The 17,174-nt window shown below is 46.2% G+C and carries 15 protein-coding genes; 9 read left to right on the top strand and 6 right to left on the bottom strand.

Annotated elements, in window-relative coordinates; genetic code table 11:
• Window positions 1–84: 84 nt before the first annotated feature.
• The 3 genes from truA to IPP67_03190 are packed head-to-tail and all read right to left on the bottom strand — an operon-like array spanning window position 85 to window position 2,311.
• The gene (gene truA, locus IPP67_03200) at window positions 85–831 is read right to left on the bottom strand and encodes a tRNA pseudouridine(38-40) synthase TruA (GenBank protein MBL0338192.1); all 747 of its coding nucleotides are present in this window, start codon (window positions 829–831) and stop codon (window positions 85–87) included.
• Window positions 818–1,759: a methionyl-tRNA formyltransferase gene (locus IPP67_03195; GenBank protein MBL0338191.1), complete on the bottom strand. Its 942-nt coding sequence runs from the start codon at window positions 1,757–1,759 to the stop codon at window positions 818–820. The genes truA and IPP67_03195 overlap by 14 nt, the downstream gene beginning before the upstream one ends.
• Before the next feature lie 18 nt (window positions 1,760–1,777).
• Window positions 1,778–2,311, bottom strand: a complete 534-nt coding sequence (locus IPP67_03190; GenBank protein MBL0338190.1) for a peptide deformylase — start codon at window positions 2,309–2,311, stop codon at window positions 1,778–1,780.
• Between the two features lie 448 nt (window positions 2,312–2,759).
• On the opposite strand from IPP67_03190, the gene IPP67_03185 reads away from it, so the two are divergent.
• The 8 genes from IPP67_03185 to IPP67_03150 all read left to right on the top strand — a co-directional run bounded on the left by IPP67_03185 (window position 2,760) and on the right by IPP67_03150 (window position 9,731).
• The gene (locus tag IPP67_03185) at window positions 2,760–3,737 is read left to right on the top strand and encodes an SPFH/Band 7/PHB domain protein (GenBank protein ID MBL0338189.1); all 978 of its coding nucleotides are present in this window, start codon (window positions 2,760–2,762) and stop codon (window positions 3,735–3,737) included.
• A gap of 14 nt (window positions 3,738–3,751) precedes the next feature.
• Entirely contained in the window at window positions 3,752–4,207 is a 456-nt protein-coding gene (locus IPP67_03180) for an NfeD family protein (GenBank protein ID MBL0338188.1), read from the top strand.
• 307 nt (window positions 4,208–4,514) lie between these two features.
• A complete protein-coding gene (locus tag IPP67_03175) occupies window positions 4,515–5,783 on the top strand; it encodes an NAD(P)-binding protein (protein ID MBL0338187.1) in 1,269 nt (422 codons plus the stop codon).
• The gene (locus IPP67_03170; protein ID MBL0338186.1) at window positions 5,777–6,538 is read left to right on the top strand and encodes a DUF1365 domain-containing protein; all 762 of its coding nucleotides are present in this window, start codon (window positions 5,777–5,779) and stop codon (window positions 6,536–6,538) included. Before IPP67_03175 ends, IPP67_03170 begins: the two co-directional genes overlap by 7 nt.
• Window positions 6,539–6,542: 4 nt before the next feature.
• Window positions 6,543–7,697 carry a class I SAM-dependent methyltransferase gene (locus tag IPP67_03165; protein MBL0338185.1) on the top strand — a complete coding sequence of 385 codons (1,155 nt, stop codon included), beginning with the start codon at window positions 6,543–6,545 and terminating at the stop codon, window positions 7,695–7,697.
• Between the two features lie 92 nt (window positions 7,698–7,789).
• Complete coding sequence (locus IPP67_03160; protein ID MBL0338184.1) at window positions 7,790–8,287, top strand: DUF3833 family protein; 498 nt, start codon at window positions 7,790–7,792, stop codon at window positions 8,285–8,287.
• Window positions 8,284–9,018: an SDR family NAD(P)-dependent oxidoreductase gene (locus tag IPP67_03155; GenBank protein ID MBL0338183.1), complete on the top strand. Its 735-nt coding sequence runs from the start codon at window positions 8,284–8,286 to the stop codon at window positions 9,016–9,018. Before IPP67_03160 ends, IPP67_03155 begins: the two co-directional genes overlap by 4 nt.
• Before the next feature lie 2 nt (window positions 9,019–9,020).
• Complete coding sequence (locus tag IPP67_03150) at window positions 9,021–9,731, top strand: SDR family oxidoreductase (protein MBL0338182.1); 711 nt, start codon at window positions 9,021–9,023, stop codon at window positions 9,729–9,731.
• A 277-nt stretch (window positions 9,732–10,008) separates the two neighbouring features.
• Here the strand turns inward: IPP67_03150 and IPP67_03145 are convergent, their stop codons facing one another.
• The 3 genes from IPP67_03145 to lepA form a co-directional block, all read right to left on the bottom strand.
• Window positions 10,009–11,370 (bottom strand): hypothetical protein, encoded by a 1,362-nt coding sequence (locus IPP67_03145; GenBank protein MBL0338181.1) that lies wholly within the window; start codon window positions 11,368–11,370, stop codon window positions 10,009–10,011.
• A 120-nt stretch (window positions 11,371–11,490) separates the two neighbouring features.
• Window positions 11,491–12,942 (bottom strand): hypothetical protein, encoded by a 1,452-nt coding sequence (locus tag IPP67_03140; protein ID MBL0338180.1) that lies wholly within the window; start codon window positions 12,940–12,942, stop codon window positions 11,491–11,493.
• Between the two features lie 31 nt (window positions 12,943–12,973).
• On the bottom strand, window positions 12,974–14,782 hold the full coding sequence (gene lepA / locus IPP67_03135; GenBank protein ID MBL0338179.1) for an elongation factor 4: 1,809 nt from the start codon (window positions 14,780–14,782) through the stop codon (window positions 12,974–12,976).
• Between the two features lie 612 nt (window positions 14,783–15,394).
• Between lepA and IPP67_03130 the strand changes: the two genes are divergently transcribed.
• A partial coding sequence (locus IPP67_03130) for a ribonucleoside triphosphate reductase (protein MBL0338178.1) occupies window positions 15,395–17,174 on the top strand: 1,780 nt, incomplete at its 3' end.

Here is a 17,174-nt window from a genome sequence, read left to right as displayed (position 1 = left end):
ACATATGGATTTAGTTTCTCAGACTTTATCAATCTTAGCCCTTTAAATACCCTGTTTATATATGGGGCGATTAGGGTGGGAATTTCAATTGTTTGGATATATAATTTGGGTTAAATATAATCCCTCAGCGGGGGCGGTCATGCCAGCCGCTGCACGGTTTTGGGCCGCAAGGATCTCAGGGATTTTTGAGGCGGGCCATTTGCCATCCCCAACCATTTTTAATGTCCCAACCATATTGCGGACTTGATGATGCAGGAATGACCGTGCCTTGACGGTGCAAAGAATCACATCACCTGTTTGATGGATGGAAAATTCATCAATCGTCTTAATTGGTGATAAGGCTTGGCACTGTAATGCCCGGAAGCTCGTGAAGTCATGCTTGCCCATCAGGCAAGTTGCTGCCTGTTGCATGGCACTGATATCAAGGGGCTGCTTGACCCACCATACCTGTCCCCGTTTTAGAGCGGGTGGCGCCAGGCGGTTCAGGATATAATATTCATATATCCGGCCAATCGCTGAAAAGCGTGCATGGAAATCACCGCTGGCAAATTCCACCGCTAGGAAGGAAACCGCATGGGGTTTTAGGTAGAAATTACCGGCTTCTAAGACTGTTTTACAAGGATAGGGTTTTTCCAAATCAACATGGATCACTTGGCCTGAGGCATGCACCCCCGCATCCGTCCGTCCCGCCGCATAGATAGTTGGTTGATAGCCGGTAAAGCGGAAAAAAGCTTCCTCTACCACCTGTTGGACGGCCAGGCCATTTTCTTGCCGTTGCCAGCCCACGAAAGCAGACCCCTCATATTCTAGGGTAATTTTATAGCGGGGCATCGGTAACTACCTGGCCCACCGGCAAATCAAAGCCCCGGATAAAATCAAGCGAGGACAAAGCTTTGCGCCCCGGTCGCTGTAATTCCAACAGGCGCAGGCTTTGGGTATCACCGCAAGCAATTTCTAAAGGGTGACGGGTGATGGTGCCGGGTTTGGCCGGGGTAAATGTGCCTAATTCCGCCCGTAAAACCCGTACCCTTTCCCCCCGCCAATCAAACCAGCTGCCAGGCCAAGGGAAAAAAGCCCGGATTTCCCGCTCCAAAACCGCTGCAGGTTTTTGCCAATCCAACCGGCCTTGCTCTTTGGTTAATTTACCGGCATAAGTCACCAGCTTTTCATCTTGGGGTACGGCGGATAATTGGTGGTCAAGCAATTGATGGATGGTTTTCGCCATCATCTCAGCCCCAAGCAGGCTAAGGCGGTCATGCAGGGACTGCGCGGTATCCGTGGATTGAATGGGCAAAGATTGTTGCAGCAAAATATCACCCGCATCGAGTTTAGGAACCACCCGCATAATCGTGATGCCGGTTTCAGGGTCCCCTGCCAATAAAGCCGCCTGGATAGGCGAGGCCCCGCGCCAGCGTGGCAACAAGGAGCCATGGATATTGATAAAATCAGCTGTCACGGCGGTCAAAATAGCACGGGGTAGAATGAGGCCGTAAGCCGCCACAATCGCCAAATCAATCTTCAAATCAACAAATTGTTGGCGGGATTCGGGTGATTTGAAATTCTCGGGGTGGAAAACAGTTAATTGATGTTGGTTGGCCACGTGATGGACGGGCGATAATTGAATGCCCTGTCCCCGCCCCGCGGGGCGCGGGGGTTGGGTATAAACTGCGGCCACCTCATAAGGTAATTGCAATAAGCTTAAGAGGGCAGGGACGGCAAAATCCGACGTTCCCATAAAACATATCCGGGGCATGGCCATCCTTTTCTACTTAGCTATTCATGATAAAGTGGTCGGTTGTACCCGGCGTTGTTTTAATAAGCGCCGGTAAATCACATCCCGCCGCAATTTGCTGATATGATCAACAAATAAAACGCCTTTTAAATGATCGATCTCATGTTGGATACAGGTGGCCAGTAACCCTTCGGCAGTCAAGGTTTTGTCGCGGTTATGCTCATCCCTATAGCGCACCCGCACGCTTGCGGGCCGCTCGACTTCGGCATATTGATCGGGTAAAGACAAGCAACCCTCCTTATACAGGCACCATTCATCAGATACCCATTCAATTACCGGATTTGCCATCATATAAAGCTGGCCGGGCAGGTCGGGGTTTTCATCATTGCCAATATCCACCACAATCACCTGCAAATTTTGTCCCACTTGGGGGGCAGCCAAACCAATGCCTGGGGCTTCATACATCGTATCCGCCATTTGCCGCATGAGTTGGGCAATCGCCTGACCAACCGCAGGTACAAGGCGTGCGGTCAGTTTCAAACGCGGGTCGGGGGCGGTGATAATGGGTAAGGCGGTCATTTTCTCGGCTTTATGATTAAAAGTCAATATAGCACCCTAGTATTTATGGATTATTTGATAAAAATCAAGAAAACATCCATCATTTTTTTAAGCATATATAGCGGATGGCATTTATGGGGTTCGTTTTTTGAAGTTGTGCTCGATTAATTTTTTCTACCCCTCACCATCTATCTATGCCCGCCATGAATGGGGGACCACCAAACATTTGTATTAATAGGAGCATCAGATTAGTAGGGATCCTGGCGCTACCCATATATATGATAATCGGGATACTGGGGTTCAGGGTATGCCTAGCCCTATTAACCCCCTGTTTTTTCCTATCAAAATTCTTGAAAGCCCTAAAAAATACGGGGATAAAGGTGGACATCTGTCAATTTTTGCTTTACATAAATGGATTGTCAGCAATTTAAACAGCATCTGATTGAAATACCAGGTAGGGAGATAATAAATGGATGGATTAGACTTATCATCAATTTTGGTGATTTTGTTTGTGTTATTTTTTATTTTGTTGGTCGTTACCGGTACCAAATCAGTGCCGCAGGGTCGGGAATATACGGTCGAACGTTTTGGCCGTTATACGAAAACCTTGCATCCGGGGTTGAATTTAATTGTTCCGCTGATTGACCGAATTGGCGCCCGCATGAATATGATGGAACAAGTGCTGGATGTGCCCACCCAGGAAATCATCACCAAGGATAACGCCATGGTAGCGGTGGACGGGGTGGTGTTTTACCAGGTGCTGGATGCCGCCAAGGCTGCCTATGAAGTTAGCGATTTGGAATTGGCAGCATTAAACTTGATCATGACCAATATCCGTACCGTCATGGGTTCGATGGATTTGGACGAATTGCTCTCGCAGCGTGATAAAATTAACCATCAATTGTTACGGGTGGTGGATGAAGCAACCACGCCTTGGGGAATTAAAGTCACCCGTATTGAAATTAAAGATATTGCCCCGCCCCGTGACCTGGTCGATTCCATGGCTCGGCAGATGAAGGCCGAGCGGGATAAACGCGCGGCCATCTTGGAAGCCGAAGGCTTAAAACAAGCAGCTATTTTGAAAGCGGATGGGGAAAAGCAACGCGCCATTTTGGAAGCGGAAGGCCGTAGAGAAGCAGCCTTTCGTGATGCTGAAGCGCGGGAACGGGCTGCTGAGGCGGAGGCCAAGGCCACCGAGTTGGTTTCAAAAGCCATTAGCGAGGGAAATGTGCAGGCCATTAATTACTTTATTGCCATCAAATATGTAGATGCCTTGCAAAAGGTAGCCTCAGCCCCCAATCAAAAACTGATTATGATGCCGCTGGAAGCGTCTGGGATCATTGGCGCGTTGGCGGGGGTTGCCGAATTGGCTAAGGAATCTTTTGCACAAACGAAAATGACTCCTGCAAATCGGCCGACAGGGCAGGGTCCTTGGACTAATTCCTAGCAAAGGGGACTATAATGATTGAATTTTTTAAACATCTAGAGTTTTGGCACTGGTGGATTTTCGCTTTTGTTTTAGCAATTCTTGAAATCATAGTGCCGGGTGCTTTTTTTATTTGGTTTGGATTGTCATCTCTGGTGACAGGGGTTGTTTTATTAACTATTCCCAGCCTTGGTTGGGAATGGCAGTTTGTATTTTGGGTGGTGTTGGGGTTGGTGACGGTGATTGGTTGGCGCGTTTGGGTGCGCGCGCATCCCAATCAAAGTGAAGATAATAATTCCTTGAACCGCCGTGGTCAGCAATATATGGGCCGGGTGTTGGAGCTCGATGAGCCTATCATCAACGGCCAGGGCAAAGCCAAACTTGGTGATACGGTTTGGCGGGTAAGCGGCCCGGAGCTTGGCAGAGGCCACAAAGTTAAAGTGGTTGGTACCAACGGCACCATCTTGGTGGTTGAAAAATACCAGGGTTAAAACAGTTCCGAAATAACATGGGGGGCGAAAGCCCCCTTTATTTTTTTACCTAACTGAATTTTTAGAAGAATAGAGATAAAAAACCTTTTGTTGATTTACTGTAGGGTATTAGGACTACAACGGCAGATGAGTTAATCTTGATGTATAACTCCCCAACCTATTGATAAATTTCCTTGGGCATCTATAGAGATCATCTGTTAAGGGGGTCAAAAAATATTTGCTGCAATTCACCCGTAATTCTGATTGTCTATAAAAAATTTAGGTTCACGATACGGGTTTGCTGAAATACTTAAAGGTTATCGTGGAAATGCTGCCTTCTGTTCATCCATCTAAGATTGCGATTATAGGATCCGGTATTGCAGGGCTAAGTGCTGCCTATTTATTGCGGCAGCACTATCATATAAATCTTTATGAAAAAGAAGGGCGCTTAGGCGGCCACAGCCGCACCATCAGACTCCCCCACCCCAATCGTGACATTATGGTTGATACAGGTTTTATTGTTTTTAATAACGCAACCTATCCTCATTTGACCAAACTATTTCAACAGTTAAAGGTTGACATCCAATCCAGCAATATGTCCTTTGCCGCCTCGATCAATCAGGGGGATTTGGAGTGGGCAGGTTCATCGTTAAATACCTGGTTTGGCCAGCGTAGAAACCTGTTGAATTTGCCAATGTGGCGTGGCTTGGTTGATATATTGAGGTTTAATAAAAATGCCCTGCAGATTATTGAGAGGTACCCGCATATAACCTTGCAGGAATTCTTGAAAATTGCTCGTTTGGGTAGGTGGTTTCAAGATAATTATCTGTTGCCGATGGGTGCCGCAATCTGGAGTTGCCCGGCGGATCAGATGTTGCAATTTCCAGCTCATTTCTTTCTTCATTTTTTTCATAATCATGGGTTGTTATCGGTTAACCGCCAACCTACCTGGTTAACCTTAAAAAACCGGAGTATGGATTATATTGATCGGTTGATTGATATTGCTAAACCCAATTTGATACTATCTGCGGGTATTCGAGCTATCGAACGCTTGGAAAATCAGGTTACGATTATCCATGCGGATGGACAGCAACAGCGGGTTGAGCAGGTGATTTTCGCTTGCCATCCCCAAGAAATAATATCCTTGCTGCCAAAAATTACCAAACAAGAAGCTGCCATTTTTAACAAATTTTCCCGTCAGAAAAATAAAGTTTATACGCATAGTGATCCAAATTGGATGCCCAGACGTAAAAAATGTTGGAGCAGTTGGAATTATCTGACATCCATTCAAAATGGTGAAGTAAAGACTGCTGTTACCTATTGGATGAATAAATTGCAAGCGATTCCAGATCATATACCTCTTTTTATAACGCTAAATCCCTGGCGGCCAATTGCTGCAGAAAGGATTTTGGATGTGACAGATTTTTATCATCCTGTGTTTGACAATCAAACCTTGCAAGCACAGCAAGAAATGGAAAAGATTCAAGGTCTTAATCGCAGCTGGTTTTGTGGCGCATATTTAGGCTATGGTTTTCATGAAGACGGTATTGCCAGCAGTGTCAAGCTTGCTCAGAAAATGGGAATTTCCTCATGGTAACGGCAACGCGTCTACTGGATGCTACTATTTTTCATGAGCGCCACTATCCTGTTCGCCACAGCCTTCATCATAAAGTTTGTTATTTTGTTTTGAATATGGCTGATATAAGCAGGTTGCAGCATATTAAATCCCTTTCTCTGAATAGGTTTAACTTTCTAAGTGTGTATGAAAAGGATTACGGTTTTGATGCAACGAGATCTTGGGAAGCACAATTGAAAGAAACATTGTCCCAGCATCATTTACCAATCCCTGCCCAGATCGTTTTAATGACTTTACCGCGGTTGCTTGGTTATGTGTTTAATCCGGTCAGTTTCTGGTTTTGCTTTGATGATAAACAAAATTTATATGCAGTGCTGGCTGAGGTAAATAATACATTTGGCGAGTGTCACGGATATTTATGTGCTTTAAAAGAAGGCCGCTTCATCAATGCCGCAAGTCGGATTACGATAGGCAAAAATTTCCACGTTTCACCTTTTTGTGATATCAAAGGCGAATACGAGTTTTCTTTTGATCTGCAAAACACCTATATTGACGTTCACATTAATTATAAAGTTGATGGCAAAAGCCTTATTTCCACAGTAATTAAGGGGCCAACCCAAGCTTTAAGTAACCAGAATATCAAACGGTATTTCTGGTGCCGTCCCTGGAATGTGGCAAAGGTGATTTTGTTGATCCATTACCATGGTTTATGCCTTTTTCTCAAAGGGCTAAAATACCGCCCTAAACCGTCAAAACCTAACAATAACGTGAACTGAAAAGATGATGAAGGATCACCAAAAATTCCTGCGTGCCTTGGAAAAATGTCCCCTTGGCTCTCTTGATATTATCACACCAGAAGGTGAAAAGCTAAAATTTCAAGGCGATAAACCCGGACCTCACGCTCACCTTGAAATTAAAAATTGGGCAATGATTGATCTGTTGTCTAGGCGGGGTGATATTGGTTTTGGCGAGGCATATGTGCTGGGCTTTTGGGAAAGCAGCGATGTGGCTGAATGTATTGCTTACGGGGCTTTGAATATGGCTTATTTAAAAGAATATGCTGTATCAACAAGGTGGCGGCAATTGGGCTTTTATTTGTATAACAACTTTGTCCGCTTGAACAGCAAACGGGGCAGCAAAATCAATATCCGTCAGCATTATGATATTGGCAATGATTTTTATCAACACTGGCTAGATCCTAGTATGACCTATTCTTCGGCTTTATGCCTTAGTCCTGAAGATGATTTAGCGCAAGCCCAGCAAAATAAATATCAACGTATTTTGGATATCGCCAAGCCGGATCAAGCACGTATTTTAGAAATTGGCTGCGGTTGGGGTGGTTTTGCGGAACAGGCCAGTGTTGCGGGTGCCAAAGTCACCGGTATTACGGTTTCTTCCCGCCAATATCAATTTGCCCACCAAAGGCTTGGGGATAAAGCTACCATCATGTTAGAGGATTACCGCAATATCCGTCAGGTTTTTGATTATGTGGTATCGATTGAAATGTTCGAAGCAGTAGGGGAGAGATATTGGCCCCAATATTTCCGAAAAATAAAAGATAGTTTATATAAAGGGGGAAGGGCCCTAATCCAGACGATTACCATCCAAGATCACCTGTTTAAATCCTACCGCCAGGAAAGTGATTATATCCGTCATTATATTTTCCCAGGCGGGATATTGCCTTCCAAACAACGTTTTGTGGAAGAGGCGCAGAAAGCGGGATTTCTGGTTAAAAGCTTGCTAGAGTTCGGCAAGGATTATGCGTGGACTTTGCGGCAATGGCTGAAGAATTTTAAGGCAGCGCGCCCTCGGATAAAAAATATGGGGTATGAGGAACCATTTTTGCGATCATGGGAATTTTATTTACACATGGCATTGGCGGGTTTTAAAGTTGGCCGGACCGATGTCATACAAGTGGAATTAGAGCGGGTATAAATCATGCCCGCGCCTCTAGCGATAGAATTTCCTATTATTTCTATCCGGTGTGGTCACGTCGTTCAGATCAATAAAACAAACAAGGGGATATAATGGACCAGAAACTAGCACCGATGAACAATTGCCTGAAGAGCTACCAAGATAAAAAACCGCAATTGAATTTGTGGGAATTTTTTCAAGGCAGGATTGAGGGTTGGGGATCGCTTTTTGATTGGCAAGGACGTGCAACCCGTCGCTTTTCTGTATTGATTGAAGGTAAGTGGCAAGGCCAGGATGGGGAGCTGCAAGAATGGTTTGTTTTTGAAGATGGGGAAAAAACGGAGCGTACTTGGAAAATCCATTTTTCGGATGATCATCATTTTACGGGTGTGGCCCATGACGTGATTGATCAAGCGATTGGGCAACAGCTGGGTAACGCCACGAATATCCGCTATAAACTGCGGGTTCCTTATAAAAAATCAGCTATTGATTTGCGTATGGATGATTGGATGTATTTGCTGGATGAAAACACCATTTTGAACCGGACAAAAATGAAGAAATTCGGCTTAAAAGTGGGTGAAATTGTTTTGTTGATGAAGCGCAAACCATGAACCGCTTATGGCTCATTGGTGCAAGTGAGGGGATAGGACGGGCGTTGGCCAAACTTTTGTCATCACAAGGCTACCAATTGGCTTTATCGGCCAGGAATGCCGACCGCCTGCAAGAACTCATCCAGGAATTAGGTCAGCCACATTTGAATATCCCGCTTGATGTGGGTGACAGTTTGACAATTGAGCAGGCTTGGCAACAAATCCAGCAGCAATGGCAAGGTATTGATACGATTGTTTATTGTGCGGGCTATTACCAGCCGGTATCTGCAGATGCCATCAACCTCAGTGAAGTTGAAAAAATGGTTGATATCAATTTGACGGGTGCGTTCCGGGTGTTAACAGTTGCCATTCCCTATTTTATCCAGCAACAGCGAGGGCATGTTGCATTAGTTGGCAGTGTGGCTGGATATCGCGGTTTGCCTGGGGCTATGGGATATGGGGCCAGCAAAGCCGGCATCATTCATTTGGCTGAAAACTTGGTTTGTGATTTATCCAAATACCATATCCGGGTGCAAGTGATAAACCCCGGTTTTGTCAAAACCCGTTTAACCGATTTGAATGATTTTCCTATGCCTTTCTTATTATCGCCGGAGCAAGCTGCCCGTTCCATTGCTAAAGCCCTGCGTCAGAAAAAATTTGAACATCAATTTCCGTGGTTTTTTGCAACCTGCTTAAAATTCATGCGCTATTTACCCGCAGCCTTATATTTTAGTTTAGTTAAAAAGAAATAAAAATAGCCAATTTTATTATTATCGCTGCTTCAAGTGGCATCGGACAAGCAACCTCTCTGTTGCTCCAACAAGCGGGGCATCAGGTTTTCAGAACTGCTCAAAACCTTGATAAAATAACACCCGATGCCATCCTTGACGCCGCTGATTTTCAAGCGGTGGATTTGCTGTTCTTAGAAGCGATAGCCAAAATGGGGAGTGTTGATGGGGTTGTGAATTGTGCGGGGTCGTTACTTTTAAAACCCGCCCATTTGGTTAGCCAGGAACAATATCAAAAGGTAATCAATGCTTCCCTGACCACTTCTTTTGCCGTGGTGCGGGCAGCTGGTAAACAGATGCCAAAAGGGGGATCGGTTGTATTGATTTCATCTGCTGCCGCCATGGTTGGTTTGGCCAATCATGAGGCTATTGCCGCGGCTAAAGCGGGAGTCATCGGATTGGCTTTGTCTGCAGCAGCCACCTATGCCAGCAATCATTTGCGGGTTAATGTGGTGGCGCCGGGGCTGACTGAAACACCCCTAACGTCTGCCATAACAAGTCATGAAAAGTCACGCCAATTATCAGAACAGATGCACGCCTTGGGTCGATTGGGTCAACCACAAGATATTGCCCGTGCCATCGTCTTTTTGCTGGATCCTCAAAATAATTGGATTACCGGTCAGGTTTTGGCGGTTGATGGCGGCTTAAGCCACATACGTCCCAAGGCAAAAATGTAACTGATGCCAAGCCAGTCCATGGTTTTTAATGGATGCAGTTATTGGTTTTGCAGCCCTATATCAAGTGGGGGGATATTGGCATCCTGATATTCTTTGCCCACCGGCTGAAGCAAGCTTTTCATAGACATGAAGAATTAGCCTTATTCTATGGTTTAGGCAAAGTGACCTCATAGACATGCAGTCCTAAATATTTGCTAAGCAGCGGGTTTTTATCGGATGCTACAATTCTTTTCCACTCTTCATAGGGTAACGTTTTATTTCCCCCACTGACGCTCACCTAGGCTTTATCTTGGAATAACGATACTTGCAGTTGGGCAGGCCATTCGCCATATTCATCTACCTCATATAAACCCTGTATGGCCGCACCGTTTAAGAAAGAGGTGCGCCAAACTTCCTGGCCTTTCTGATTGATTAAAACCCCCATTAACTGATGGTACACATCATCATGCTGCCACTCGCCTTTGGCGTATGTGCGTTGTTCGCAAACCACCAAATATTCCTGCCTGGGCGTTTCTTGTAAATCCCAACTGAGGCAAGCGGCCTTGCCAGTGGGTGGTTTCGCGGGCAATATAACCTTGCGCCATAAAACTTTGCCATTTTTGTCATATTTGGCAAGTTCGGCTTGAAAAGCCGACTGCCAGACTTCCAACCCTTTGCCGTTGTAACTGAGCAGCAGCATATTACCTTCCGTGTCGATCAGGAATTTTCGGCTGCCACCTGCGGCCTGCTTCTCTAAATTAATTTGGGCCTGATGATCCACGCTGCCGCCTTGCTTAAGAAAGATGATTTTGTAACTGCCTTGAATTTTAGATTTTGCATCCAAAGCCCCACTGTAAATGGATAGAGCATACTGATCTTGTTTCACACGCCATAAACGAATGGTATGTTCGTCATCACCATTAATGATCACCCGCGTATCTGCTTGAATATCAATCATGACTTTCTGGGTGGCTGTGCGTTTCCCATCCTTATCCAACTGGTCCATCAGCACGGATATCTGGGTTGATTGAAACCCCACCTCGCCGCTGTTTTGTAATAATTCAACACTATTGGCCGGGTCATAATAAGCGACCACATAGTGGGTTCTTCCTATAGCCAGCGCATCCACATTCAATGGGCTTATTAAGACACCTGCGGGGGCTTGTAAGACATATTGCCAAAGTGGACGGGACATTTTATCAAGTAATGTCAAACGGGCTGGCTGCTTAACCCACGGATCGGTTTGGTATAACAAGGCCTCGGTATTGTCATAACGGCGTAAAAATTGATGGATCAAGGGTTCAGTGATCAGGATGCGTGCTTGTGAATATAGATGATTGGTTCCCAAATCTGTATAGAAGCGTCCAACGGTTTGGTGGGCATAAGATTTGTCTGCCAGCATCTCCTTGTCAGCGTATAAATTGCATTCCAGTGTCATCGGTGCGGTCAAGCTGTTGCCGAATAACAAAGCGGGGTCGGGGTTACTTAAGAAACCGCAAGTGATGAATTGGGTATTCAACTTTTTAACCGTTTCATCGGGTTGCAAAAGGGGAAGGGGTATTGACAATTCCTGAACGGCCGAAGACGGGGTTTGGGCCAGTGCGATTTTGTTTACCGCTATGAAGGCCAGTAACAAGAAGGCAGTTTTTTTAGGAGACATTAAAAAATCTTTCCTGGTAAGCGAATAATAACAGCGGGATCATTACCTAATCATACTTATCCTGTGGCCAAAAAGGAATATGTAAACATCCACCGCTTGGCTGCATGAAAATAGAAAACTTTAATTTTTTGGCCACGGTATGACAAACAGCCGCGTCCCCAACACGGCGCTAATGGTTGCTTGCTTGCCTTGATCTTGTTGCTTTTGCCATTCCTCAAATGTTAGAACCGCTGGGGGATTGCCTACCAGGTTGCTATAATTGTTAACGCTAATCATCAACTGATTATCTAGGAAACTACTGGTAATAATGTAGCCATTATCATCACTTGAAATAATTTTATATACACTTTTAATCAGTTGGTCTTGCAGGATAGGCAAGCGCTCTAGTTCCCTGCCATCTTTATCCAGAACAATCGCCCACATCTTATCATAATTAGTATCCCTAACCCAGTAGTTTATGTAAAAACGCTGTTGGCATAAAACCAGATAATTGTTGTCCGGCGTTAGGACCATATCCCAAGTCAGGCAGGCAGCACGGCCATTTTTGGGTTGATCAACAGGGATTTGATAATCCCACTTCTTTTGGCCTTTTTGGTCATACAGGCTTAGTTGTAGTTGATTGGGCAGCAGCCAAGATTGGGTGGATGGGTGGCCATAATTGAGTGACAAAAAGTTTCCATCCCTGTCAATCAAGAGTTTTGGGCCGCCCTGTGTAGCCGCCCCCTTCAGAAAAACTTCGAAATGACTTTTATGGGTGCCATCTGGGTTGAAAATAATCATCTGATACGTCAGGTGTGGCTGTTCGTTTGTTTCATTTGTCTTAGAGAGGGAATGGCTTTGAAGACTTATAACGTATTCCCCATTTTGTAATGGCCAAATTTGAATTGCCCTTCCTGCTTGTTTCAGAACTCGGGTAGTGGCATCTATTAAAAAAGGTACAGAATTTGCATAAACAATTCGACCTTGGGAATCTATTTTCTCAACCATAACCTGGATATGTGTATCATCATACCCATTTTCTGCGGTGCCTAGTGATTTAACGGGCATTTTGGGGTCATAATAGGCAATCACAAAGCCATCCTGAACTTCAATCACACTGATGTCCTGGGTGACCATAGCAGTAAGGCTTTGATGTTTTAAAAGATATTCCCACAATTGGTTGCCTTGCCCGTTAATTGCCACAATACTGGCAGGGTTCGGGCGGTTTTTGAAAAAAATAGTTTTGCCATCGGTGAAGCTCAGCAATAAATGATAAGGTTTGGGAATGGATCGATTATGCGTATATTGGCCTTGGGCGGATATATCATCTACCCATAAAGAAACAATGCCATTATTTTTAGTGGTTAGTAAGCACGATATGGTTAACCCATTGCGGTGAGCTTCGCTATCTTGGGTAACCGAGTGGTAACGTGGGGAAAAACTGCATTGGCCAAAATTGACTACCCCGTTCTGCCAAATTTCTTTGGACGGTAAGGGTAGGGAGATGTCTTTCGCTTCCATGGGTTGCTGGGCAAACGCCTGGAACAGAAAACCGATGGACAGGAAAAAACTTAATCCAATAATTTTAAACATCTATTTTCTCCTAATATTTCAACTACTGTTTTTAATCATCATCCCGTCCGGTTTTAAGGGCGGCCAGGAAGGCGGATTGGGGAATTTCCACGCTGCCATATTGGCGCATCTTTTTCTTGCCCTCTTTCTGCTTGTCCAGCAATTTGCGCTTGCGGCTAATATCACCGCCATAACATTTGGCGGTCACGTCTTTGCGCATGGCGGAAACGCTTTCCCGGGCGATGACCTTGGCGCCAATCGCGGCCTGGATGGCAATTTGGAACAACTGCCTTGGGATCAATTCCTTCAACCGTAAACATAGCGCCCGACCGCGGCCTTCCGCGCGTGAGCGGTGAACCATGCCGCTTAAGGCATCAACCGGCTCGCCATTCACCAGGATATTTAACCGAACCAGATCGCCTTCGCGGTATTCATCGATTTGGTAATCAAAACTGGCATAGCCACGACTGACCGATTTCAAGCGATCATAAAAATCAAAAACAATTTCATTGAGCGGCAGCCTATAAACCAGCATGGCGCGACTGCCCACATGGGACATGTCTTCCTGCTGGCCGCGGCGATCTTCACATAATTTTAAGACTGCCCCCAGATATTCCGGTGGCACCAAAATGGTGGCTTTAATCCAGGGTTCTTCAATATGGTCAATTTTGACCTCATCTGGCATATCGGCCGGGTTGTGCAACTCCATGACATTGCCGTTGGTTAAATGCAAACGGTAAACCACGCTGGGGGCGGTGGTGATCAAATCTAAATTGAATTCCCGCTCCAGCCTTTCTTGAATAATTTCAAGATGTAATAGCCCCAAGAAACCACAACGGAAGCCAACCCCTAGGGCAGCCGAGGTTTCGGCTTCATATTGGAAACTGGCGTCGTTTAAGTGCAATTTATCCAAACTGTCGCGCAATTGGCCATATTCGGCGGCATCGATGGGGAAAAGGCCGCAAAATACCACCGGAATGCTGGCTTTAAATCCTGGTAAGGGTTCGGTTGCAGGTTTGCGGTCATCGGTCACGGTATCGCCAATCCGGCAATCAGCCACTGCCTTGATGGCCGCGGTGAAAAATCCCACTTCCCCCGGGGTTAAAACATCAATCACTTCTGATTTTGGCCGAAAAACGCCTACCCGTTCCACTTGGTAAGCCGCCGCTGCCGCCATCATGCGGATTTTCATTCCCGCTTTGATGAAGCCGTCTTTGATCCGCACGAGAATGATAACCCCCAAATAAGGGTCATACCAGCTGTCAATCAACAGGGCTTTTAAAACACCATTGATATCACCTTTGGGTGGGGGCAGGCGGTGAACGACCGCTTCTAATACGTCTTGGATATTCAAGCCGGTTTTGGCGGAAATCAACACCGCTTCCGAGGCATCAATGCCGATCACGTCCTCAATTTGGGCGCGCACCCGTTCTGGGTCAGCAGCGGGCAAGTCAATTTTATTCAGGATAGGGACAATTTCATGTTTGTTATCGATGGCTTGATAGACGTTGGCCAGGGTTTGTGCCTCAACCCCTTGACTGGCATCCACCACCAGTAACGATCCTTCGCAGGCCGCCAAACAGCGGCTAACTTCATAGGCAAAATCCACATGGCCAGGGGTATCCATCAAATTCAACTGATATTCCTTGCCATTCTTGGCGGTGTATTTCAAGCGGACGGTTTGGGCTTTGATGGTAATGCCGCGTTCACGCTCAATATCCATCGAATCGAGCACCTGTTCTTTCATCTCACGCGCGGTCAGGCCACCGCAATATTCAATTAGGCGGTCAGCCAGGGTGGATTTGCCATGGTCAATATGGGCGATGATCGAGAAGTTGCGAATATGCGATAAATCCGTCATGGGTGTCCGGTAAATAAAAATGGTTAATCGAACGGTACTATTCCGTTCGGCAGCATATCAAGTTTTCAGTAACAGGCAACTGCACAAATGAGAGATTGCAAGAAATTTTTAGGGGCTATTCCATCTAAGCGGGTTTACTAGGATGGAAATATGTATGAGAGAAGGGGAGTTGCCTTGATTGAGCATTTTGTGATGGGTGCAACGGCGCGTGCGGTTGTACTACGCATGTGTACGATCAACTCCCGCACCACTATGACCACTTGAAGCGAACGGTGGAGATGCTGAAATCTTTCAGTAAAAATATAAACAGCAAACCAATATCTTAACGGGAAATATCATACTAATTACTCTTTTTTGGAGAACTTGATCTGGGTCAAACAGACCCATTAGACACTAGATGTAGTATTGTTTTATCTAAACACACCAACATATAGTTAAAACAAGGGGGATTCCATGCAACGTACCGAAGTCACAATACCTGCACCAACCACCTCAAACGTGCCTAGGGCATTGCAGCCTGCGCCAGTGAAGCCGAACGTCTTCTCGCTTTCGGTTCATGCTTGTTTAAAAGAAGCATTTGCGGCATCGGGTGAAGGTAATTTCGATGTGTTTATGACATTGCTGTCCACTTCAAAAGGAACGCTGGCCGACAGTGCTATGGAAAGCGTGATTGAGGACGAACTCGCGGCGGCGGGTTGCGTCAAAACTCTTAAGTCTTTTATTCTGAACCGTAACCGTGCCACCGTGCAGGATACGCTGGTGAGCTGCAAGCAGGCCGTCGAAGAATATATTTTGCGGCAGGACTGGCGCGTGAATGCAAATGCTAACACCGCCTACAGTAATGCAGGGCTGATCAATAATTCGGCGGGCAAAATCATCGCTAATTACTGGCTGAATAATGTATATTCTCCCGAAGAAGGCCAAGCACACCGTCGCGCCGATTACCATATCCATGATCTCGATTGCCTCACGGGCTATTGTGCGGGCTGGAGTCTTCGAGTGTTACTCGATGAGGGCTTTAATGGCGTGGCAGGCAAAGTCTCTAGCCGTGCGCCGAAACATTTCCGTGAAGCGCTGGGGCAGATGGCGAACTTCCTTGGCATCCTGCAATCCGAATGGGCGGGCGCGCAGGCGTTCAGCTCGTTTGATACCTACCTTGCGCCGTATGTGTTTAAAGATAAACTTCCCTTCATCGAAATCAAAAAAGCGATCCGCCAGTTTGTTTACAACCTCAATGTTCCGGCGCGCTGGGGTCAAAGCCCGTTCACCAACATCACGCTCGATATTACGGTGCCGCCGGATCTGCGCGATAATTGCCCGACGGCGAACTACATTCACCTGTTCCGCGATATTGATGATCCGGAAATCATAGCAGAAGCGGCAAAACGCGGCGTCACCAATCTTGAGGATATGACCTACAAGCACTTCCAGCCAGAGATGGAACAAATCGCCATCGCCTATTACGAGGTGATGACCGAGGGTGATTCGCAGGGTCAGCCCTTCACATTCCCTATCCCAACTGTTAATGTGATGGAGGATTTTAACTGGGATAGCCCCGTTGCCAAAGCATTGTTCGAGAACACCGCGAAAATCGGCAGTTCCTATTTCCAAAACTTCATTGGCAGCCAGTATATGCTGAATGCAGAAGGCGAAAGGGTGCCAAACCCCGATGCCTATGCTCCCCACGCGGTGCGCAGCATGTGCTGTCGTTTGCAGCTCGATCTGCGTGAGCTGATGAAGCGCGGTAACGGATTGTTCGGATCGGCTGAAATGACCGGTTCTATTGGCGTCGTCACGCTCAACATGGCGCGTCTTGGCTATCGCTTCAAAGGCGATCTGCCTGGGTTGATTGCCGAAACCAAGCGCCTGATGACGCTCGCAAAATCTACGTTGGAGAAAAAGCGCGTGTTCATTCAAGAAATGTATGATCGCGGCTTATTTCCCTATACACGCCGTTATTTGCCACATTTGCGCAACCATTTCAGCACGATTGGTGTGAACGGGATGAACGAGATGGTGCGCAACTTCACCAGCGATGCCTATGACATTACCGACGAGCGCGGTGCGAAGATATGCTTGGATATTCTCGATGTCATGCGAGTAGAACTGAAGAAGTTTCAGGAAGAAACGGGGCATCTTTACAATCTGGAAGCAACGCCTGCCGAGGGCACGACCTACCGTTTCGCCAAGGAGGATCGCAAAACCTATGGTGAGGCCATTATTCAGGCTGGGTGCGGGGAGAACATCTACTACACCAACTCCACGCAGATTCCAGTGGGCTATACCGAAGATCCGTTCGAAGCCCTCAACCTGCAAGATAAACTGCAATGTAAATACACAGGTGGTACAGTGCTGCACCTTTACATGAGCGAAAAGATTTCTTCAGGCGAAG

The sequence above is a fragment of the Rhodospirillaceae bacterium genome (genome assembly GCA_016722635.1).
GTDB lineage: Bacteria > Pseudomonadota > Alphaproteobacteria > JAEUKQ01 > JAEUKQ01 > JAEUKQ01.
This window is presented reverse-complemented; position numbering and strand designations above follow the sequence as displayed.